This window comes from Gracilibacillus sp. YIM 98692 (assembly GCF_010993965.1).
In the GTDB taxonomy this organism is placed as follows: Bacteria; Bacillota; Bacilli; order Bacillales; family Amphibacillaceae; genus Gracilibacillus.
Window position 1 is genome coordinate 38,222 of the sequence record NZ_WIXM01000018.1, and the last position, 20,951, is coordinate 59,172.

General features: G+C 37.1%; 19 protein-coding genes and 1 pseudogene. 6 read left to right on the top strand and 14 right to left on the bottom strand.

Translation table 11 applies throughout. The features are described 5' to 3' along the window. The first annotated feature begins 10 nt into the window (after positions 1-10). The 3 genes and pseudogenes from GHD00_RS14190 (at position 11) to GHD00_RS14200 (ending at position 2,801) form a co-directional block, all read left to right on the top strand. Positions 11-1,252, top strand: a complete 1,242-nt coding sequence (locus GHD00_RS14190; protein WP_163538816.1) for a phenylacetate--CoA ligase family protein — start codon at positions 11-13, stop codon at positions 1,250-1,252. 84 nt (positions 1,253-1,336) lie between these two features. Next, positions 1,337-2,155: pseudogene (locus tag GHD00_RS14195) on the top strand (bifunctional 3-deoxy-7-phosphoheptulonate synthase/chorismate mutase); the annotation flags it as partial. A 58-nt stretch (positions 2,156-2,213) separates the two neighbouring features. After that, the gene (locus GHD00_RS14200; protein WP_163538818.1) at positions 2,214-2,801 is read left to right on the top strand and encodes a chorismate pyruvate-lyase family protein; all 588 of its coding nucleotides are present in this window, start codon (positions 2,214-2,216) and stop codon (positions 2,799-2,801) included. 73 nt (positions 2,802-2,874) lie between these two features. Here GHD00_RS14200 and GHD00_RS14205 read toward each other — a convergent pair whose 3' ends face one another. Further along, complete coding sequence (locus GHD00_RS14205; protein WP_163538819.1) at positions 2,875-3,138, bottom strand: hypothetical protein; 264 nt, start codon at positions 3,136-3,138, stop codon at positions 2,875-2,877. Positions 3,139-3,211: 73 nt separating this feature from the next. Then, complete coding sequence (locus GHD00_RS14210) at positions 3,212-3,409, bottom strand: hypothetical protein (RefSeq protein WP_163538820.1); 198 nt, start codon at positions 3,407-3,409, stop codon at positions 3,212-3,214. 191 nt (positions 3,410-3,600) lie between these two features. Here GHD00_RS14210 and GHD00_RS14215 point away from each other — a divergent pair, with 191 nt between their 5' ends. Both GHD00_RS14215 and GHD00_RS14220 read left to right on the top strand, forming a co-directional pair. Further along, positions 3,601-4,056: a hypothetical protein gene (locus GHD00_RS14215; RefSeq protein ID WP_163538783.1), complete on the top strand. Its 456-nt coding sequence runs from the start codon at positions 3,601-3,603 to the stop codon at positions 4,054-4,056. A 27-nt stretch (positions 4,057-4,083) separates the two neighbouring features. Further along, positions 4,084-4,896: a CPBP family intramembrane glutamic endopeptidase gene (locus tag GHD00_RS14220; RefSeq protein WP_163538821.1), complete on the top strand. Its 813-nt coding sequence runs from the start codon at positions 4,084-4,086 to the stop codon at positions 4,894-4,896. 35 nt (positions 4,897-4,931) lie between these two features. On the opposite strand, the gene GHD00_RS14225 is transcribed toward GHD00_RS14220, so the two are convergent. The 3 genes from GHD00_RS14225 to GHD00_RS14235 form a co-directional block, all read right to left on the bottom strand. Next, entirely contained in the window at positions 4,932-5,288 is a 357-nt protein-coding gene (locus GHD00_RS14225; RefSeq protein ID WP_163538822.1) for a Lin0512 family protein, read from the bottom strand. Positions 5,289-5,482: 194 nt separating this feature from the next. Next, positions 5,483-6,094: a DUF421 domain-containing protein gene (locus GHD00_RS14230; protein ID WP_163538823.1), complete on the bottom strand. Its 612-nt coding sequence runs from the start codon at positions 6,092-6,094 to the stop codon at positions 5,483-5,485. 217 nt (positions 6,095-6,311) lie between these two features. Next, the gene (locus tag GHD00_RS14235; RefSeq protein ID WP_163538824.1) at positions 6,312-7,628 is read right to left on the bottom strand and encodes a chloride channel protein; all 1,317 of its coding nucleotides are present in this window, start codon (positions 7,626-7,628) and stop codon (positions 6,312-6,314) included. 675 nt (positions 7,629-8,303) lie between these two features. Here GHD00_RS14235 and GHD00_RS14245 point away from each other — a divergent pair. Next, the gene (locus GHD00_RS14245; protein ID WP_163538825.1) at positions 8,304-9,998 is read left to right on the top strand and encodes a methyl-accepting chemotaxis protein; all 1,695 of its coding nucleotides are present in this window, start codon (positions 8,304-8,306) and stop codon (positions 9,996-9,998) included. A 138-nt stretch (positions 9,999-10,136) separates the two neighbouring features. Here the strand turns inward: GHD00_RS14245 and betB are convergent, their stop codons facing one another. The 9 genes from betB to gdhA all read right to left on the bottom strand — a co-directional run bounded on the left by betB (position 10,137) and on the right by gdhA (position 20,922). Beyond that, positions 10,137-11,606 carry a betaine-aldehyde dehydrogenase gene (gene betB, locus GHD00_RS14250; protein ID WP_163538826.1) on the bottom strand — a complete coding sequence of 490 codons (1,470 nt, stop codon included), beginning with the start codon at positions 11,604-11,606 and terminating at the stop codon, positions 10,137-10,139. Between the two features lie 62 nt (positions 11,607-11,668). After that, positions 11,669-12,670, bottom strand: coding sequence for an NAD(P)/FAD-dependent oxidoreductase (locus GHD00_RS14255; RefSeq protein WP_163538827.1), 1,002 nt, complete (start codon positions 12,668-12,670; stop codon positions 11,669-11,671). A 21-nt stretch (positions 12,671-12,691) separates the two neighbouring features. Next, positions 12,692-13,051 carry a Rieske (2Fe-2S) protein gene (locus tag GHD00_RS14260; protein ID WP_163538828.1) on the bottom strand — a complete coding sequence of 120 codons (360 nt, stop codon included), beginning with the start codon at positions 13,049-13,051 and terminating at the stop codon, positions 12,692-12,694. Positions 13,052-13,062: 11 nt separating this feature from the next. Then, positions 13,063-14,124: an amidohydrolase family protein gene (locus GHD00_RS14265; protein ID WP_163538829.1), complete on the bottom strand. Its 1,062-nt coding sequence runs from the start codon at positions 14,122-14,124 to the stop codon at positions 13,063-13,065. 262 nt (positions 14,125-14,386) lie between these two features. Next, entirely contained in the window at positions 14,387-15,913 is a 1,527-nt protein-coding gene (locus tag GHD00_RS14270; RefSeq protein ID WP_163538830.1) for a glycine betaine uptake BCCT transporter, read from the bottom strand. A 321-nt stretch (positions 15,914-16,234) separates the two neighbouring features. Beyond that, positions 16,235-17,077: a glycerophosphodiester phosphodiesterase gene (locus GHD00_RS14275; protein ID WP_163538831.1), complete on the bottom strand. Its 843-nt coding sequence runs from the start codon at positions 17,075-17,077 to the stop codon at positions 16,235-16,237. A gap of 279 nt (positions 17,078-17,356) precedes the next feature. Continuing rightward, a complete protein-coding gene (locus tag GHD00_RS14280; protein ID WP_163538832.1) occupies positions 17,357-18,535 on the bottom strand; it encodes a SpoIIE family protein phosphatase in 1,179 nt (392 codons plus the stop codon). Further along, positions 18,535-19,380: an alpha/beta fold hydrolase gene (locus GHD00_RS14285; RefSeq protein ID WP_163538833.1), complete on the bottom strand. Its 846-nt coding sequence runs from the start codon at positions 19,378-19,380 to the stop codon at positions 18,535-18,537. Before GHD00_RS14285 ends, GHD00_RS14280 begins: the two co-directional genes overlap by 1 nt. Before the next feature lie 165 nt (positions 19,381-19,545). After that, positions 19,546-20,922: an NADP-specific glutamate dehydrogenase gene (gdhA, locus tag GHD00_RS14290; RefSeq protein ID WP_240468712.1), complete on the bottom strand. Its 1,377-nt coding sequence runs from the start codon at positions 20,920-20,922 to the stop codon at positions 19,546-19,548. Positions 20,923-20,951 lie beyond the last annotated feature (29 nt).

Consider the following 20,951-nt stretch of genomic DNA (forward strand, 5'->3'; position numbering starts at 1 on the left):
AGGTGGCATAATGAGTGACATCTATACAGAGAGGTCAAGAAAGTTTCAGGAGATGTATAAGCGAATTCAAAAATCTCCCCTATATAAGCGGAAACTATCGGATCATGCTGCAAACGGAATTGACTTGAATCAAATCCAATCACTTCCATTAACGACAAAAAATGATTTACGGGAAGCTGGCATTTTCGGTCACCTAGCCGTCGACAAGAAGGAAATAGCTCAATATCACGAATCAACTGGTACAACTGGCGAGCCTTCTGCCTCATGGTTTACGCAAGAAGATTTGCAGATTGGCGGAAGACAACTGAAGGAATGCGGAGTACGTTTGACATCTGAAGACCTTGTCCTGATCCGTTTTCCCTATGCAATGGCGCTGCCAGCATTCTTAATGCAGCATGCAGCTTGGCAAACAGGGGCAGGAGTCGTTCCCGCCAGCGGACGTACGGTCGTTACTCCTTATCCAAGAGTATTAAGCCTATTGAAGGATCTTTCTGTCACAGTAATGGCCGGTCTTCCGCGTGAGATGGAACTGCTGGCTGAAGTGGCTCGTCTAGGAGGTTCTGATCCAAGTAAGGACTTTCCGGAATTGCGTGCCATTTGTGTTGCTGGTGAATTAATGAGCGACAAGCGCAGAAAGCATATAGAAAAGCTGTGGAACGTGCCAGTATTTAATATGTATGGTTCAACGGAAACTGCTAATATCGCTACAATGTGTGAATACGGCAATATGCATATCGTAGAACAAGATTTTTTCGTAGAAGTGCTAAATGAGAACGGTTCAAACTCTGTGGATGAAGGAGAAAGAGGCTTTGCAACAATCACCACGCTATCTCATCAAGGTTCTCCACTGCTGCGATATTTTAATGAAGACATTATTTCTTTAGAGCATGGTTTATGCGATTGCGGTCGAACTGGAGCTAAGTTGATTCATTACGGCCGAAGCAAGGATCGAATCCATTTCGGAAACATTGTCCTGGACGCAATGGACATCCAGGAAGCGGTATATTCGTTGTCTCCTACACCGGATGCTTGGCAGCTACTTGAACAGGGTGATAGGTTGCACTTTTTACTAGATTCGCATGAGTCCCAAAAATGGTCAGAAGAAAATGTCCGTTCTCTCTTATCATCTCGACTTCAGGTACCTGTCACTGTTGAAATCACTACGATGATCGATCGTATTGATCTCATGGATAACACGCCATCAATAAAGCCTGTATATATAAAAAAACGAAGTAACGGCGCATCAAGATAGATTCATGCATGCAACAATAGAACAGTCAGTGGTCAGATGTTTTTAATTGATTAACAAAAGAAAGGATGGTTAACCTTGAGTGATAAATCGCAACAAAAGAAATCGCAGCTTCTCGTAAGCCGCGACCATAAAAGTGAGGATACTATTGTTAAAGTTAAGCAAACGGTTATTGGTGGTTCATCTCATACGTTAATTGCCGGTCCTTGCTCGATCGAATCCAGAGAACAGCTCTTATCGGTTGGTTCCGTATTAAAGAAAGCTGGATTAACGGTGTTGCGAGGTGGAGCATTCAAACCGAGAACCTCTCCCTACAGTTTTCAAGGAATTGGTGAAGAAGGATTAAAAATGATGAAGGATGTAGCAGATGAAATGGGATTGGTGACAATTAGCGAAATTATGAGTTCCGATCAAATTGATACCGCAGCCAAGTATATTGATATCTTTCAAATAGGTGCTCGTAATATGCAGAATTTCGACCTGCTAAAAGCTGTCGGCCAAACGAAGAAACCTGTATTACTGAAACGAGGCCTTTCCGCTACTTTGGAGGAATTTATGCTCGCAGCAGAGTATATTATGCATCATGGTAATGACCAGGTGATGTTAATCGAACGTGGAATCCGTACTTTCGAGACAGCGACCCGCAATACACTTGATATTTCTGCTGTTCCTATTTTAAAACAGGAAACCCATCTTCCTGTGCTAGTGGATGTCAGTCATTCGACTGGAAGGAAAGATATTCTCCTACCTTGTGCAAAAGCGGCACTTGCTGCTGGGGCAGATGGGGTTATGGTGGAAATGCATCCGGATCCCGCGAATGCTCTTTCCGACGGGAAACAGCAACTCAACATGGAAGAGTTTCAAACGTTTTGGGACGGCGTTTGCAATTCCGGTTTGTACCATTAAGCCGTTTTCCATTACTGCCACAATAGAGCCTGCCATAACAGGGGATGGAGGTGAGAATATGGTAGACTCACAGTATGAACGCAAAGCGTCGGATCTGTTACAAGAATTGTTACTCGACTTACTATTAGTGACGGATGGACGAACAACGGATTTGCTGGAAATCCTATTGAATGAGAAAGTGAGGGTAGAAGTGATCCGCCAAGAGCCAATAGCTGAAGATAACAACTTAATGGGCGAATTTTCAGGAGGTCCGTACTATATTCGAGAATCGGTTTTGATCGGTGAAAAAAGTGGATTTGTGGTCTCACACAACATTGCACTTGTATATTCCAAGCACGTACCTCCTGCTTTGTTTGAGAACATTGCAAATCGACAGCAGGGAATTGGCAAAGCGATCAGCTCACTGGGAGTACGGTCATTCCGAGAAGTGGTCGACTCTGGGTTCATAAACGAGGAGGAAGCGGTTGATCTTTTTAGACAGCCGGTTAAGATCCGCTTTCCCAATCTGTACAATAAATTACCCTATAAAAGATACTTCATGTATTTTGAACGTAAACCGGGGATTCAGATGCTCGAATATTACAATCCGAGCCTCATCAGACACCGTTTACAGCAAGAGATCAGGAAAGAACAATCAAGTGACTGAGCAACGGCTGGCTCTACATCCCTTAGAGTCAGTCATTAACTTTACATATACAGAGAATGAATGATATACTACCTCATTTTTTTCTCGACTTTTCTTTCGTTTGTTCGACAATATTAACTCCGAAATCAATCATTTGTTTAGCGGCATATAGTACACCCTTCTCGATGGCTTTGAATAATTTAAATACAATGACTTCCACGGGTTGATCACGATTTCCTACAGTTTCTTTGATTTCTTTCTTGGCTACGTTCGCTCCTTTTTTGACTGCTGTCATATAGTTCTCGGTAAAGCATCTAAATTCCCGGTGAAGTTGTTTCAAAATTTCTTTCCTCGACAACTGCATCACCTCCTTAGGAACTGCCTTTCTTGCATTCCTTTCAGTCTAAGCTTCAGCTTGTAGAAATCGATTTTCATCGCCGTCGCACTTTTTCTTTATCCTGCATCGGAACGGAATCAATCGTTTCCGCATGTTTTTCGTCGTCCTCACCCCAAGATATAAACAGTGCAACGATAACGCCAACGACTAATACAAAAAACAACACACCGCATAAACTCATGCCTAGAATGAATAAGATTTTATCGCCAATATCCATGTTATCTGTTTTCATTCTTTTTCACTCCTGCTTTGTTGTAATAGTTCAGTATATGAATAAATATCCTAGATTCTATAGGTAATAAACTATTATTCTTTAAAATCCACTGTAGTCTAAGCAAGAATCACTAATTAACATAAATATATATATGGAGAGTTATAAAATAAAATAAGTGTATCAAACATATAAAAGGAGGTTTCCAATCAATGGATGAGATACAAGGGAAAGCAGATTCTAACTCGACCGAAGAAGAAGAAGGACTTACGACAAATTCCAACCAGACGAATGATGAGGAGTGGAATCAATTTATCCAACAAGAGTTAGAGAAACAAAATAAGAACGAAGGAAAAGAAGACTCGTCTTCGTCAGATAGTAAAGAGGATTTACTTGATTCTCTAATGGAGAAAATACCAGTAGAAGATATGGTCAACTCAACAGTGAAACTGATTAAGGAGAAAGTAGGAACGGAGATAAAAAAGAGGAAGACGAACAAGAATACAAATAAGAGTACAAATAAGCAGACAACAGAAAAGGTAATGGAGAAGAAAAATGAGAATACAAATAAACAGACAGCAGAAAAGAAAAAGAGGAAGAAAAATAGAACATATAAAAATAGGCAAAAGGAGCGCCGAAAACAATTATATAGAGATATATATGGATAGCCCATAAACAAAGGAGCTTCACCATTTATGAAGGAGACTCTTTTATTTCCTACTAGTACTAAACGAAATATCGCATCGTTATTCTTGTTTGGGTCACTTATTATCCTTGTACAATTAAATAACTACTTGCTAATAACTGTTTGGGGAATAGGTGCAGGGCTTATCTTCATTGATAAATCAATGAGATTTTTTGTTGTAATAACACTGACTTTTGGCATCGGATTCTTTCTTTATGGCTATGTGAATTCTGAATGGTTTACGGATATGAGTCCTGAAGCAATGCGGATCATTCTCAATAGGGTGTCATTGATCGCTCTTATCATTCCATTAATATGTATATCACTTATTTACAAACTTCCTTTTATGAGCTATTGGCGGACTCCGCAATGGGGTGAGTTCGTTCGAATCCCATTTATATGGTTTGGTTTCCGTCAAGCGAAAGTAAGCATGTTTCTCGCCATGGCGATGTTTATTAATTTTATTGCTTTTATGCCGTTTATTGTGAATAATACTTGGGCATACATCCTAGAGATATGGTGGTTCTTGCTTATTTTTTCAATCCTTAACTCCGTGCTTGAAGAAATCATTTGGAGAGGCATACTTCTAAGTCGTTTTTCTGAGTGTTTTGGTAATCGATGGGCGGTATTGATAACGAGCATTGGATTTGGTCTGCAACATTATTCCTTAGGATTCTCTTGGGTTAGTTGCCTTGCATTTAGTATGGGAGGATTCTTTTTCGGGGCTCTTACAGTCCATTCAAAAAGCATCATTCCTGCAGTAATCTGGCATATGTTATTTAATACCTTAATGATTCTTAGCGGAATGATAGAAAATATTTGAATAAATAATGCAGGCGTAGGGCCTGCATCTTATTCTTAGTGTCTCACTTCTACTGCAGCATTCACTATATACATCAAATCATTTTTGTCATGGTCTTCTTCTAGAATAATTCCATTTGAAGTAGCCATACCACCCTCTGTAACTTCTACATTGACAGTACCATAAGGGATAACTTCTTCAATCTCTTTCGTTTGTACTTGTTGACGATCGAGTGGTACTGCTAATTTAACATGTACATCCATTTCTGTTGAATTCTCTGATGGAATTCCTTCTATTCCTGGCATCGAATTAGAATGAATAGCATCTTCTACTGCTCGAACAGACGCTTTTGTAATATTCTGCCCATGAATATCTGTTCCAGTACCAGTTTGTATAAATAGCAACTGTTTCATGTAATCTCCTCCTTTTTAGAGATAAGTTAAATTCATTTCATTTCTATATGATCTTACATAGACAATTCCCTAAAAAAGATTGTAACAAACACATAAACAGTAAAAAGTTAGTTAAGATTTTGTACTATAAGATCATGTAAGATCCAAAAGAAGGATTAGATAAAAGTAGATTTGTACTCAATACAGAAATTTACCTAATCCAAATTCTCTTTAGGTTTTTCTATATGTTTTCTATTTTTAACCTCAGTAAATATGTCATCTGATACACTTGCTTGAGTTATTGGGGTTTCAGCAGGGGAATTAGATTGATTTAATTCTATTAGCGATTTTAGCATTTTAATATCTTCTTTCGTAGCGTATTGTTTATCAGGTTTTAACATATACCCTAACTGACCGTTTGATTCTATTGTAGCCCATTGTAAATCACTAATACTTCTAATGTTTTGTTGTCTTATTCGTACCTCAAGCATATCAACTGTTAATCGTAGCTTTTTTAAATTGCTTTCATTAATTTGTCCATTTTCGACTACTATTAGTGATTTGCCATAAATCAAAGTTTCTAGAGTATTCGATTTTAAAACAATATACTCAATAAAAAGAAGTGTAAAGACCATTAAAAATGTAATCAACATAGTAATCCAAATGTTCCTGTCCCCTACAGGTTGAATGATTAATGAACCAACGGCTATCATCATAACAGTCTGAGCAACCGTAAGCTGTGAAATTGATTTTCTCCCAGCTAACCGCAAAATAAGTACGCCTCCCAGGACAACGACAATAGCTTTCCATATGAAATTTAAATCCAAAACATTCTCCCCTTTTTAAACAAAATATAACGTTGTTATGTTGAAAATATATTTAAGTTTTACAATTTCAGTTTATTTATTGATTTTGCCCTAAAGATGGAATGCTTCAATATCTATTGTGAGTAATATCCTTCACTCTATTCTCTATTATTTTAAATAGTCATTATGTAGCGAAGGAGTGACTGTGTAAAGAAAATGGCAAGAATACTTCAGATTTTTATATTTGATTTTTAGATTTTTTTTTCTGTTCAACGTTTTTAATGGTCTCAGCGTTTGCTATATCATATAACCTGCTTTTAGGTTCATATATTTGTTGTGAAGGCCATAGTCCATGGTGACCTGAAAAGATATAACTAACGAGACAAGCAATAAAAAAGTATTCTAGTCCTTTTCCGTCAAATATCTCCATTGCCAATAGGAAAGCTGCTATAGGGGTATTAGCAGCGCCACAAAAAACAGCAATTAATCCTAATGCAGCGAGGAAGGATATAGGTAAATCTATAAATGTGTGTAAAGTATTTCCTAATGTTGCTCCCATAAAAAATAAGGGTATAGCCTCTCCTCCAACAAAGCCAGTTCCAAGAGTGACCGCCGTAAATATTAGTTTTATCAAGAAAGCAAAGGGGGGAACGTCTTCTGTAAAAGATTGTTCTAGCATTTGTAATCCTCGGCCATTATAATCTTGTGAACCTATAATTAAAGTTAATGCCACAATGATAATTCCTCCAAAAAACGCTCTTTTCATATGGTTTTTATTAAAAAGTTTCTCAGAGAAAGTTTGTATACCATGTCTCAACTGACAGTATAAAATACTTAATAGACTGAAAATAACAGATACAATAATAACTTTTGTAAATGTAATAAAAGATAGTTCTGGTATACTTTGTATAATAAACTCTTCGTGTTTATGTCCCAAAGCTGCTGTCGTCATAAAGTGGCCAACAAAGCTGGCCACAAGACAAGGAACGAATGCTTCAAACTTCATTTTCCCTAATGCAGCCATTTCCATTCCAAAAACAGCACCTGTTATAGGTGCTCCAAAGGCGGCGCCAAACCCAGCACTTATGCCACTCATCGTTAAAATTTTTGTATCGATTATCTTGACTTTAAAGAGCCTGTTTACTGCTTCAGCTACACTTCCTCCCATTTGAACAGCTGCACCTTCTCTGCCCGTTGAACCGCCGAAAAAGACTGTTAGAAAGGTTCCAAAATAGACAATGGGCCCCATTCTCATGGGAACCTTCTTTTTTCCATGAACGGTGTCTATCACTAAATTATTTAGTTTAGCCGTGTCATTTAAAGTATTATTAAAAAACACTTTGCCGTAATTCATATATATGTATCCTAAGAGAATTCCTCCAAGAGGAAGAAGACCTATAAGCCATCCATTTTTTTCTCGCACCTCCCCTAGATAATCGTTTGTCTCTAAAAGGAAAGTCGTTGTTGAACCAACAACTATGCCAATTAAGCTTCCTAAAATCACCCATTTACCAAGAACTGAAAAAAAGTTTTTGTACTTTTGTATTATATCCATATAGTTGCTACCCTCATTTTAAAGATTCGATATATAGATTGCTGAAAATATTTAAAAATATTCACGGAATGTCCCGGATTCTTGACTAGATAATCAGCATGATAAAAAGAAGGTTAGCCTATTCTACCCTTCTTTTATCATCATTTGATTTGCAATTAGTCTAAATCTTGCTCACTTACTTCTAAATATCCGAATCGACAAGGACTCCGAAACACTATTACTTTTGTCAGTGACCTTAATGCTATAGATCTTCGGTCATTTGGATTTTTGGTCCTTTCAACAAAGTCCAAGGTTTCCGAATGATTCCAATAGTGCACCATACCATAAATAAAAGAAATGCCTGTATATAGATTTACATATGTTTCTTATGAGGGATAACAAATAATCCGTCGTTTTCTAACCATTCTGCAAAAAGGACATCTTCCATTTTATTTATGCCTTTGGCTAATAACTCTTTTGTTAGCCAATGTCCATCTTTGTTTAGTTTCTAGATCACTTAAGACAATTGCTGCTATAAAGTGAAATATACGAATTCAAATTTTTGATAGATTATCTTACACAATGGTGGAAATGCTCCCTTTTGAATTATATACTGTCATTATTTTCGTCAAAGAAAATGATTATTTTGTAATAGGTAATAGTAATCATCGAACAAAGATAGAGGGGGAGTAAAAGGTGAAAATAGCATCAATTTTAAAATGGATTAGTGCAATCTACCTTATTTTTGCAGTGGCCATTGGCTTTACACTGTTTAAAATGAATGAAAGTCAACAAGAACAAAGGCTTGCCTATGAAAGACAGACAGAATTCAAGCAATTAGGGATTGATTTAGCGAATGCATCAGATTACTTAACCAATCAAGCGCGCCGTTATGTGCAATTTGGAGAAAAGGAGTATTATGATAATTACTGGAGAGAAGTGAATGAAACACAAATACGGGATCAAGTAGTGCAACGGTTAAAGGAAATGAATGCTCCTGAAGAAGAACTTGCACTCATTGAAGAAGCAAAAAACAATTCTGATGCTTTAGTCGAAACAGAAGAAGCCGCAATGGCAGCAGTGGAGGAAGGGAATTTTGACAGAGCCCGTCAATTAATGTTTGATGAAAACTATGATCAAAATAAAGCGATTATTATGGAACCGATTGAAGAATTTCTACAAATGATGAATCAACGAGCGCAAAATGAAACAGCGAAGTCGGAACAAATATTAAATATCTATTTATATGTTACATATAGTTTAATTTTTCTCATGTTTTTATTAGTGATTGCGACGTTTTTTATTTTATTCAAAAAAATACGTCCGTTAACAGAAATCTCCCATTACATTAAACGTTTAGCTAGTAATGAAGGAGACTTAACGGTAAGGTTGCCAGTGAAAAGTAAAGATGAAATAGGAACTATTTCACGTTCCTTTAATCAAATGATGGAGAATATGCAATCTCTAATAAAAAACATTCATCGAACGATACAAGAGACAACAGATGCGTCAAACATATTAAATGATAAGACAGTAGAAGTAACGACTAGTACCGATGAGATCTCATCAGCGATCCAACAAGTGGCTGAAGGATCTAAAACCCAGGAAGAAAGTGCAGAACAAACAGCGAAAGTAACAGAGGAGATGTCGATCGGGGTACAAGATATAGCAAATAGTATGCAGTCAGTGACGGAGTCATCTAATGATACAACGGAAGCCGCTATGAGTGGTAACCAATTGATCACTCAAGCAAATCAACAAATGAGAACTATTAATGAAATGGTTACAGAATCAGCTAAAGTAACCAATTCATTGGGTGAGAGGTCGCATGAAATTAGTCAAATCATTAATCTTATTCAAGATGTAGCTGAACAAACAAATTTATTAGCATTAAATGCAGCTATTGAGGCAGCAAGAGCTGGAGACCACGGAAAAGGATTTGCTGTAGTGGCGGATGAGGTAAGAAAATTGGCAGAGCAAACGAATGAGGCAACAAAAAATGTTACGTCATTAATCACGTCGATTCAACAGGATTCCCAATCATCTGTTCAATCAATGAATACCATCGAGAAAGAAGTGTCCGAAGGGTTACATGTCATTGAGCAAACTGGATCTTCTTTCCAAGATATTTTAGAAGCCATAAAAGGTGTTTCAAAGCAAGTTGAAGAAGTTTCAGCTACTTCAGAGGAAATCTCTGCTAGTACAGAAGAAGTATCAGCATCAGCAGAAGAAATGGCGAGTATTGTTAGTGAATCTTCTAATCATGCAAATAATGTAGCTGAACAGTCTGTCAAACAGCAACATGTCATGAACGAAATGAAACAATCGATTCAATCGCAAACTAATCAATTATCTAATTTGAAAGAGCAAATAGCACGATTTACAGTATAATCACTTTCATTTTTGGTCAATCGTTCACTTATTATATGAACGGTTAGCTTTTATTTTGAGTAACCTAGTTGAAGGTAAAGATATTATTATGTAGTTCTAATAGCAAAAAGAGGTCCGAAGATCCCCTTTTTGCTATAATTAGAACCAATTTAAAGGTTCTGGTTTTTGGTTTTGTAGTACATGCTTTGTTTCTGTATATTCTTCTAAGCCAAGTTTCCCAAGCTCTCTGCCAATACCTGACTGTTTAAAGCCACCCCAAGGAGCTTGTGGAAAATAAAGATTAAATTCATTAATCCATACCGTTCCCATGCGCATTTTCGTGGCACAGCGTTCTGCTTTCACCGTGTCATTTGTCCATACACCACCAGCTAGACCGTAAATAGAGTCATTTGCTAATTGTATTGCCTCTTCTTCTGTATGGAACTTTTCTACTGTAATAATGGGACCAAATGCTTCATCTTGTACAATGCTCATATCGGTTGTACATTCTGTAAAAATAGTTGGTAAGTAGAAGAAACCATTTTGAAGTTCAGGATCTTCTGGGCGCTTACCACCTATAATAAGGTTGGCACCTTCTTTTTTACCTGTTTCCACATAGTTCTCTACTTTTGCTAAGTGTTCTGCAGAGATAAGTGGCCCCATCTGTGTGGATTCATCAAAGCCGCTGCCTAGTTTCATGTTTTTAACACGTTCTGCTAATGCTTGGACAAATTCATCATGAATGCTTTCCTCCAGAATAAGTCTTGTACCAGCGGAACATATTTGACCTGCATGGAAGAAAACAGCGTTCATTGCTTGATCTACAGCAGTGTCAAAGTCAGCATCAGCAAAAACAACGTTAGGGTTTTTACCACCAAGCTCTAATGCAAGTTTTTTTACATTAACACTTGCTGCTTGCATAATTTTCTTGCCAGTATGAATTCCACCTGTAAAAGAAATTAAATCTACATCAACATTAGTAGAAAGTTCTGCACCAACCGTATTTCCTGCACCCAATACAAGGTTAGCTACACCAGCTGGGACACCTGCTTCTTCCATTAATTCAAAAACTTTAATTGTAGTGAGCGGTGTGATTTCACTAGGTTTCATCACTAATGTATTTCCTGTAGCAAGTGCTGGAGCTAATTTCCATGAAGCTTGTAATAATGGATAGTTCCATGGAGTAATTTGACCACATACACCAACAGGCTCGTGTACTACTTTACTCACAGAGTTTGGAATTGGTGAATCAATAATTTCTCCACCGTCTTTGTCTGCAATCTCTGCATAGTACCGGAAAACACCAGCGATATCGTCCATATCTTCACGGCTTTCTTCCACCGTTTTTCCTGTATCTAGTGATTCTAATTCAGCTAATTCTTCTTTATCTCTTTCGATTAGTTCAGCAATTTTTCGAACAATTGCTCCACGTTCAGTTGCTGATGTAGTGGCCCAATCTCCTTGATCAAATGCTGTTCGTGCTGCTTTTATAGCTAATTGAGCATCTTGGTTATCACCTTCTGCTACATTAGCCACAATATCTTGGTTAAAAGGGTTGATAATTTCACGCGTTTGGCCGCTAACAGCGTCAACCCATTGTCCATTTATAAACATTTTCTTTTGGTTCATATACTAATTTTCCTCCTTTTTTCGCTAACCTCGCCACAGGCTCGTCAATCGCCTAGTTTTCTTTATACACCACTTAAAACCCGTGTACTATGAGGAGGCTGGATTTTTACATTAGGATCGATATAATGTTTTGCTTGGCTTATAGCAGTAGGAGCTTCACCAAACCCAGACGCAATTAATTTTACTTTACCAGCGTGAGTTGTGATATCACCAGCTGCATAGATACCTGAGATATTGGTCTCCATTTTTTCATTTACCATAATAGAATTCTTTTCAAGACTTAATCCCCATTGCTTTATAGCACCTAGATCTGAAAGAAACCCATGATTGACAATAAAGGCGTCTACATCTATTGTTTCAGTTTTGTCTCCTTTATTTTCTTTTATCATGACTTGTTCAAGGCATCCGTTTTGTCCGATTAAGTTATCAATAAGCATAGGGGTTTTGATTTTCACACTTGACTCTTTTAATTGATTAACACTGTGTTCATGTGCTCTAAAGGCTTCTCGTCGATGGACTAGTGAGACTTCACTTGCCACTTCTTCCAACATTAGTGCCCAATCAACTGCTGAGTCACCTCCACCTGCAACACAGACTTTTTTGCCTTTAAATGATTGCAAGTCTGTTATCGAGTACAACAGATTATTTCCTTCGTATAAATGGGCATCATCATGCTTAAGACGTCGAGGCTGGAAGGCACCAGCACCGCTTGTAATAATAACCGTTTTGGCATAGTGAATATCTTTTGTCGTTGTTACTTTAAATAGCTGCTCGTCTAATTTTTCCACATATTGAACATTTTCTTCGAGGCAAATTTCTGGGTCGAATTGTTTTGCCTGTTCTTCTAGCTGGTTGACTAGATCTTTTGCTAATACCTTTGGGAATCCAGCTACGTCATAAATATATTTTTCAGGATACAATGCCATAAGCTGTCCTCCAACTTGTGGGAGGCTGTCAATTACTTTGACAGACATTTCACGCATACCTCCATAGAAGGCAGCAAATAAACCGGTAGGGCCTGCACCAATAATAATGGAGTCTACTATTTCTTCAGATTGATTCATTACATCTCACCTTCTTTTTTCTTATTTGTAGATAATCACATCGTCATTTTCAATTCTTACTTTATAGCTAGGTAGCTTTTTATTAGGATTAGCTAACATTCTACCTTCGTCTTTAATATCAAATTCTCTGCCATGCCATGGGCAACGAACAATCTCGCCTTTTCGACAGTAATCGTATTCTCCTGGTTTACTTTTGTCAGTTGTTGCTCCACAAATCATTCCTTTATCAAGTGGAGCACCTTGATGGGTACATTGGTTAAGAAAAGCATAAAATTCTCCGTCCAATGTACGGCAAATCAATACATTTTGTTTCCCAAATAAAGATGCCTTCATTTGTCCGGGCTCTAGGTCAGTTGTCTTGCATACGACTTGTTCTTTCATATTTCACCCTCCTATGAGTTAGGTAATTTTGGATAAAATGCTTTGGCATTCTCAGCGAAAATTTTCTTCTTTAAATCTGGGTCCATATTAGGCAGTGCCCGTGTTGGTGAATCATAATCCCAGTGTGGGTAATCCGTAGAGAAACAAAGGATTTCATCAGTACCCATTTGTTCAATAAGAGACGTAAACTCTTGTTTTGTCAACTCTTCTGCCGGTTGAGTTGTTACTCTAATTTGTTCCTTAAAAATGTCACTAGGCTTTCTCTTTAACCATGGTACTTCATGTCGAAGGTCTCGATATTGTTGATCCATTTTCCACATGATATGCGGAACCCAAGTAAATCCACCTTCAATCATCATCAATCCCAGGTTAGGGAATTTATCGAATACACCATTAAAAATCATGTTCGTTATCTGTTTCATATGAGCAGTTGGAATTAAGGTATGCCACTCTATAAAGTATCTAGGCCATTTGCCGTAGTAAACAGGCGGTTCATTATGGTGCATCCCAATCATTAAATTGTGCTTTTCGGCAGCTTCAAAAATTGGATGATAGAATGGATCGCCCCACATGATGTCATCAATTGGCAGTAAAACCTGAACCATCTTTGGATGGGATCCAACTCTTTCAATTTCTTTTACTGCAGCGTCACGATCCTGGGCTGCGATATGCACAGATCCATATAAACGATCATCTTTTTCTAACCATTCTTCAATTTGCCAATCATTGTAGGCAGATGCTAATGCTGTCGCCATTTCATACCACCCGTGCATAGATGAAGGAGACGGGTCTAAGGCACTTGTTAAAATACCATACTCATGGCCGATATCATCTAGTAACTGTTTTTGCATAAATGTTAAATCAGAACCAGCTGGACGACCGTCAGGCAGGACTGCATCCGCTCGGTCTACACCCGCTACAGCTGGTTGCGTATAAGGCATATGCTTTTCCTGTATCCAATGACAATTCGTAATATAATGTTTAAAAGGTTCATCAAGGTACTTTAGAATATCCTTGTATTGAACACGTTCGTGAATATCTGTATCTACAATAGCAATTTTATTTTTAGCCAATGTTCATTCCTCCAATGACTTTAGAATAATTTGCATTTTATCAGAGCATTGTCAGTGCACCAAACCTGTTGAGTGGTATTGAGTGGCATTTAGCTAGCTCAGTGAAGCTCAGTGATGTTCAGTAAAGCTCAGTGACCGTTTTTAATTTTTTAAAATAAATAGGATAGATGGGTAAGGAAGCAAATGGTTAGAAAAAGAAGGGGAAAACAAAAAATCCCATCCTTTGCTGATGAAACGCATAAGGATGGGATGAAAAGTTTATTTATTTTATATTGGGAGATTGTTTATTTTTCCTTTTTCGATCTTTCCTTTTTCCCACTTCTTGTTTTGCCATTTTGTAAAATGATGCTGCCATCAAAAACATGATAATGGAGAACGGCAGTGCAGCAATTATCAGCATATTTTGCAATCCTTGTGTACCACCGAAATAAACAATAATAGCCGCAATTGCAGACAAAGTAAGTCCCCAAGTGATCTTAATAGAACTAGAAGGGTTGATCGATCCGTTTGTACTTAACATTCCTAGTACAAACGTAGCTGAGTCCGCAGACGTAATGAAAAAGATAGCAATAACAACAATAGTTATCATCGACATCATCGTACCTAATGGGTAATGTTGGAGAACTCCAAACGTTGTCGTTTCAAGAGAATAGTTAGAAATCATGTCGATGCCACTTTGCTCCACATTCAAAGCAGAAACACCAAAAACTGAGAAAAAGAGAAAGCAAACTAATGCCGGTACAAAAAGAACTCCTAACATAAATTCTTTGATGGTACGACCTTTGGAAATTCTAGCGACAAAAATACCGACAAATGGAGCCCAAGAAATCCACCATGCCCAATAAAAGATAGTCCAATTGTCAATCCATGTACGGCCCTCTTCATTTAAGGGTGATATACGAAAACTCATATCAAAAAAGTTTGCAATATAACTGCCAATGGTCGATGTAAACATATTTAAAATATAGAGAGTTGGCCCAACGGCAAATAATAACAGTAATAAAGCGAATCCTAGTCCCATATTAATGTTACTTAAATATTTAATACCTCTCCCAATTCCAGACCATGCTGACAAAATGAATAATACAGTGGAAACCACTAAGATTAACAGCTGCATACCAAAAGTATTTGGCGTATTAAACAAATAAGATAACCCGCCATTGATTTGTGCAGAACCAAAGCCAAGCGTAGAAGCCACACCTACCACTGTAGCAAAAATGGCTAGTATATCAATGAACTTTCCAGCTGCTCCTTGCATATTTTGTTTACCTAGAATGGGTGTAAGTGTAGCACTAATTAAACCTGGTTGGTCTTTACGGAATTTGAAATATGCTAAAGATAGTGCCACAACTGCGTATACTGCCCAAGCATGGATTCCCCAATGGAAAAAAGAATATTGAAGAGCATCTTTTATCGCTGCTTCAGAACCTATTTCAGCCTTTGGAGCACTTTTAAACGCATGGGAAATAGGTTCAGCTGTAGTCCAAAATACCAAGCCTATTCCCATTCCTGCGCTAAATAACATGGCGAACCATGAAGATAAACGATAATCAGGAGTATCACTGTCTTTACCCAATTTAATTTTCCCAAAGCGCGAGAAAATCAGATAGATACAGAAGGCCAAAAATATCATAATAGTGATTAAATAATACCACCCAAACGCCTCGGAAATATAAGTAGTTATAGTTGATGTGATTTCTTGTAAATACTCTGGATTAATCACTCCCCAAATGACAAGTGCTGCGCAAATAGAAAGTGAAAGCCAAAAAACTAAACCTTTTTCTTTCACAATTTCACCTCAATTCAAAATTTTAAAACTACTACATTATCTCTAAAACTAAACGAATTAGCAAATAATATTCGACAGAAATGTCAAATATTATACAAAAAACGACTCAATTATGTAAGTGTAGTCCTATGACATATACTGTCCCAGATCGTAACATAAGATACTTTGATATTAAAAGGTAAAAAAATCACTACTTCTTTAGCAAATTTTTGTAGATCAAGGATAGATAAGAGATGACTGAAGTAAAGTGAAGAATAAAGGGTTAACTTTAAATAAAAAAAGAGGGCTTAAAAGCCCTCTTTTGATTAATAAATAATTATTTTAATTACTTTTAACTGGATGAGAGTAAACATGTTCCGGATAGTCCGTAATGATACCATCCACCCCAAGTTCAAATAAGCGGTTTGCTTGCTCTTGTGATCTGGAAGTGTAAGGGGAAATCTCCATACCTACTACATGTACACGGTCTACAAGTTCTGTTGTGACAATGTTTTGGTTAGGATTAAAGTGATCCGCATATGTAGCGAACTCAGCAAGTTGTTCATCTGTCACACCTGCCCAAGTCATTCCAGCCAATACACCGTGAGGAATGTTTGGTAAGAGTTCTTTAGACAACTGCACAGATTCGTGATTAAAAGATTGGATAATAATTTTGTTATTTTGAGAATGATGCATATTACGTTCGATTAAGGCATCTGCTACTTTTTCTTCGATTCCAGGGTAGAGAGCAGGTCCTTTTAACTCTATTAATATGCCTACTTTACCGCGAAACTCATCTAATATTTCTTCAAAAGTAGGTATCGTTTCTCCTGCAAACTCTTCACTAAACCAGCTTCCAGCATCTAACTGTCTTATTTCTTCTAAGGTGAAGGATGAAACTAATCCAGATCCATCTGTTGTTCGATCTACTGTCGTATCATGAATAGCAATAAGTTCTCCATCTTTTGTCATTTGCACATCGATCTCAATGTAATCTGCTTTCATTTTTACACCTTTGTGAAAAGCTGCCATTGTATTTTCTGGTGCATGTCCTGAAGCTCCGCGGTGTGCCACATTCATGATCTGTTGCTGATCTTTCTTAGATACTTGTTCGGCAGCAAAAGTTGGCATAGCTGCCATTACCATCATACCTATTAATACAACCATAAAAAAAATACGCCTCATCCCAAATCCACTCCTTTTTATTAGTCAACTCTATTATAAAAAGCACTTATTAAGCTAGTATTAATAGAGTTTGAATTTTGTATAAAAATGAAAAGGGCTATAGTAATGATATGAAAGTCCTAATTTAGAAGGGGGTGAATGGGAAAAGCATCCGCAAGTGATTAAAAAAAATCATTGGAATAACATCCAATGACTATGATTCTATGAACCTAGACTTCTTTCAGAAAACAAGCTTATATCAGGTGAAAAGGGATTCTTTCAGTTTTAAAATGTTATTGATTATTTTAAATCCACTATAATAAAGCATTTGTCATCTTGTTTATCGGTATGTAAACTTGCTTTACTTAAGTCATGTATGATTCTTTTCTTGAATTCAAAAGGTGGGGTGTTTACATTTTCATGTAATAAATTCAGTAAACCAGTGGGTTCCAAAGGTTCTGACACACCATCGGTATAAAGAAAGAATCGCCCACCTTTTTCATATTCTAGTATCTCCGATGGAAAATTAATGTTATGAAACGATCCAATTGGAAGCATGGTAGTTGCTAACTCTTGTTGTTTTCCTTCAGGACTTTGATAAATAGCCGGTGGGTGCCCCGCATTGACATATTCAACTCTCTGCTGCTTGGTATCGATAAGAAGGTAAATGGCTGTACAATAATGCCATGCTTCCTCATGATTATGAAATAAATGATGTAAATGCCCATCTAATTCTTGCATGATTTCCTGAGGAGTTTTTCCTTTTGTAATCAATTTTTGGAATCTAGAATGTAATGACATCGTAATCATCGAGGAAGAGATCCCATGTCCCATCACATCCATAATGATGATTCCATATTGATATTGATTAATTCGATAAAATCCATAAATATCTCCAGATAGTTCCTTGGAGGCTTTATAATACGATTCAATTTGAATATTTTTATTCTGAACAGGTTTAGTTAATAGCGTTTCTTGTATTTTTTTAGCAAGTTGTAGTTCTTTTTGAGTTTCTATTTTAAAAGCTTCATTTTGCCTATTAACAGCGGCTAACTCTTTTTGCTTATGTTCGATGGTGTGAAGAGCTTCTTCTAATTTGGCTTTAGATGCTTCTGCCTCTTTTTTTGCCGTAAGTACTTGATTTTCATATTCCGTCCGTCTTGTCATAGGGACAATCACACAAAAAATGGTTTGTTCTTGTAAAGAGGCATTGATCAGAATAGGCAGCTCTTTTCCAGACTTTGTTAATAACGTGATATACATTTCTTCTACTTGCTTTTTTTCCAATATTAACGGTAAAAAATAAAATTGAAAAAACAAACGGGTAGATCTAGCCAGCACTGTATCGATATGTTGATTGACTAATTCACTTTCGTTATAATCTAGAATATCTAGTAGTTTTTGGTTAATCGATAAAAGGTTACCATCATATGAGAGTGTAAGAAATCCACATGGTGCATGATTCCAATATTTTTCCATTATGATATGTCACCTGTATCTGTTGAGATTGCTCCTGTTTCCTTGTTGACTAGGTAATCATGAATAAGTCTGACAGTTTCGTCTGGATGACTCATATGTGGACAGTGTCCTGTTGCCTCCATCTGTTTAAAGGTACTTTGCGGTATATGTTGGTGAATATAACGCCCAACAGAAGCGGGTGCTATCGAATCATGAGAACATTGTAAAATAAGAGATGGTACTGTCACATGTGGTAAATCTTGTCGGTTATCAGCAAAAAAACAAGCTTCTGCAAATTGACGCGCAATAACAGGGTCTGTTGAACAAAAACGATCTTCTAATTCTTGCATAACTTCTGGCTGAGCCGTACTATTAACAAGGGTCGAGGCAAATACGTTCGCCCATCCAATAAAATTCTTTTCCATCATATCTAATAAACCAATTAAATCTTCTTTTTGGAAGCCTCCAAAGTATTCTGGCGGGTCATCCAAGTAACACGGTGATGGTCCGATCATAATAAGCTGGGAAAAGTATGTAGGTTGACGCAGTGAAGCCAGCATACCGATCATACTGCTTACAGAGTGTCCAACAAATATAGCACCTTTTACATCTAATGCAGTACATACATCTAGTACATCTTGTGCATAGCCATCTAGTGTACTATATTTCTCTCTATTAAAGGCGCTGGCATCAGAATTGCCCATCCCCACGTAATCAAATAGCACCACCTTATAATCGCTTTCAAAAGCTTTCGATACAGTATTCCAAACCGATTGGTCACAGCCAAAACCAGGTGCAAAAATAATGAGTTGTTTTCCATTTCCTTTCTTTTTTACATTATGACGAGTTAAGATATGCTGATTCATATATTACCTCCATTTTTGTCAGAACGTTTATCATAACTCTATGATAGCATGTGTAAATGGTAAATGGGCTGATTTTTTTTAGAATTTAATAATTTAGAGTAAAGATATAAAAAAACATTAGGTACTTTATTTTATGTACCTAATGTTTGATAGAATATTTTAATGTTAAATAACACCCTGAGATATCATGGCGTCTGCTACTTTGACAAAGCCAGCAATATTTGCACCTATGACAAGGTTCCCGGCAGCATCATATTCATGTGAAGCTTTTTTACTTTCACGATAAATCTCTTTCATAATAGCTTGTAATTTTAAATCCACTTCTGTGAGCGGCCAAGACAACCTTGCACTATTTTGAGCCATTTCTAATGCTGAAACAGCTACTCCGCCGGCATTTGCTGCTTTAGCTGGTGCAAACAATATCCTATGATCTATCAAAACCTCTATAGCGTCCTGAGTACAAGGCATATTAGCACCTTCACCGATTGCTTTAACACCATTTTGAACTAAAATATCCGCAGCTTCCTTGTCTAATTCATTTTGTGTTGCACAAGGTAAAGCAATATCACAAGGAATTGACCAAATTTCAGAAAATTTATCATGGAAAGTGGCAAGCGGGTGTGCTTTAACATATTCACTTATTCTTTGATTTTCTAGTTCTTTTAATCGTTTCACCGTATCTAAATTTATGCCATTAGGATCATAAATGTACCCACTGGAATCACTGCAAGCAACTATCTTTGCACCCAGTTCTTGAGCTTTTTCCATTGCATAAATGGATACATTTCCAGAACCAGATACAACCACCGCACTATTATTAAAGCTAGCACCATTATCTTTTAACATTTCATTGACAAAATAGACAGTTCCGTATCCAGTAGCTTCTTTACGACCTAAACTGCCTCCATAATGAATGCCTTTACCAGTTAAAACACCTGCTTCATATGCACTGCGCATTTTCTTGTATTGACCAAACATATATCCAATTTCTCTAGCGCCAACCCCAATATCACCTGCTGGGACATCAGTATCTGGACCAATATGTTTACTTAATTCTGTCATAAAGCTTTGACAAAAACGCATAATCTCCAGATCTGTTTTTCCTTTAGGATCAAAGTCAGATCCACCTTTTCCTGCTCCAATTGGCTGTCCAGTTAGAGAGTTCTTAAAAATTTGTTCAAAGCCTAAAAACTTAATAATGCTTGCATTCACCGAAGGATGGAAACGTAACCCGCCTTTATAAGGGCCGATGGCACTGTTAAATTGAACACGGAATCCTCGGTTTACCTGAAGATTTCCATTTTCGTCTATCCAAGGTACTCGGAATGTGATTAAACGTTCAGGTTCTACGATACTTTCTACAATTCCCTTTTCCATATAAACTGGCTTTTTATTTAGAACAGGTTTTAGGGATTCTAACACTTCTTTCACAGCTTGATGGAATTCTGTTTCCTCTGGATTGCGTTTTTTTACTTTATCAAATACACCGTCTATATATTGTTCTACCTGTTGTACACCTAACTCTTTTTCTAATACAGGCAATGATATCCTCTCCTTCATCATAACTAAAT

What these genes read in the sequence shown, in the direction of transcription:
- GHD00_RS14190 (WP_163538816.1), top strand. Translation starts at nt 11, where the DNA reads ATGAGTGACATCTATACAGAGAGGTCAAGAAAGTTTCAGGAGATGTAT.
- GHD00_RS14200 (WP_163538818.1), top strand. Translation starts at nt 2,214, where the DNA reads ATGGTAGACTCACAGTATGAACGCAAAGCGTCGGATCTGTTACAAGAA.
- GHD00_RS14210 (WP_163538820.1), bottom strand. Translation starts at nt 3,409, where the DNA reads ATGAAAACAGATAACATGGATATTGGCGATAAAATCTTATTCATTCTA.
- GHD00_RS14215 (WP_163538783.1), top strand. Translation starts at nt 3,601, where the DNA reads ATGGATGAGATACAAGGGAAAGCAGATTCTAACTCGACCGAAGAAGAA.
- GHD00_RS14220 (WP_163538821.1), top strand. Translation starts at nt 4,084, where the DNA reads ATGAAGGAGACTCTTTTATTTCCTACTAGTACTAAACGAAATATCGCA.
- GHD00_RS14225 (WP_163538822.1), bottom strand. Translation starts at nt 5,288, where the DNA reads ATGAAACAGTTGCTATTTATACAAACTGGTACTGGAACAGATATTCAT.
- GHD00_RS14235 (WP_163538824.1), bottom strand. Translation starts at nt 7,628, where the DNA reads ATGGATATAATACAAAAGTACAAAAACTTTTTTTCAGTTCTTGGTAAA.
- betB (WP_163538826.1), bottom strand. Translation starts at nt 11,606, where the DNA reads ATGAACCAAAAGAAAATGTTTATAAATGGACAATGGGTTGACGCTGTT.
- GHD00_RS14255 (WP_163538827.1), bottom strand. Translation starts at nt 12,670, where the DNA reads ATGAATCAATCTGAAGAAATAGTAGACTCCATTATTATTGGTGCAGGC.
- GHD00_RS14260 (WP_163538828.1), bottom strand. Translation starts at nt 13,051, where the DNA reads ATGAAAGAACAAGTCGTATGCAAGACAACTGACCTAGAGCCCGGACAA.
- GHD00_RS14275 (WP_163538831.1), bottom strand. Translation starts at nt 17,077, where the DNA reads ATGAGGCGTATTTTTTTTATGGTTGTATTAATAGGTATGATGGTAATG.
- GHD00_RS14280 (WP_163538832.1), bottom strand. Translation starts at nt 18,535, where the DNA reads ATGGAAAAATATTGGAATCATGCACCATGTGGATTTCTTACACTCTCA.
- GHD00_RS14285 (WP_163538833.1), bottom strand. Translation starts at nt 19,380, where the DNA reads ATGAATCAGCATATCTTAACTCGTCATAATGTAAAAAAGAAAGGAAAT.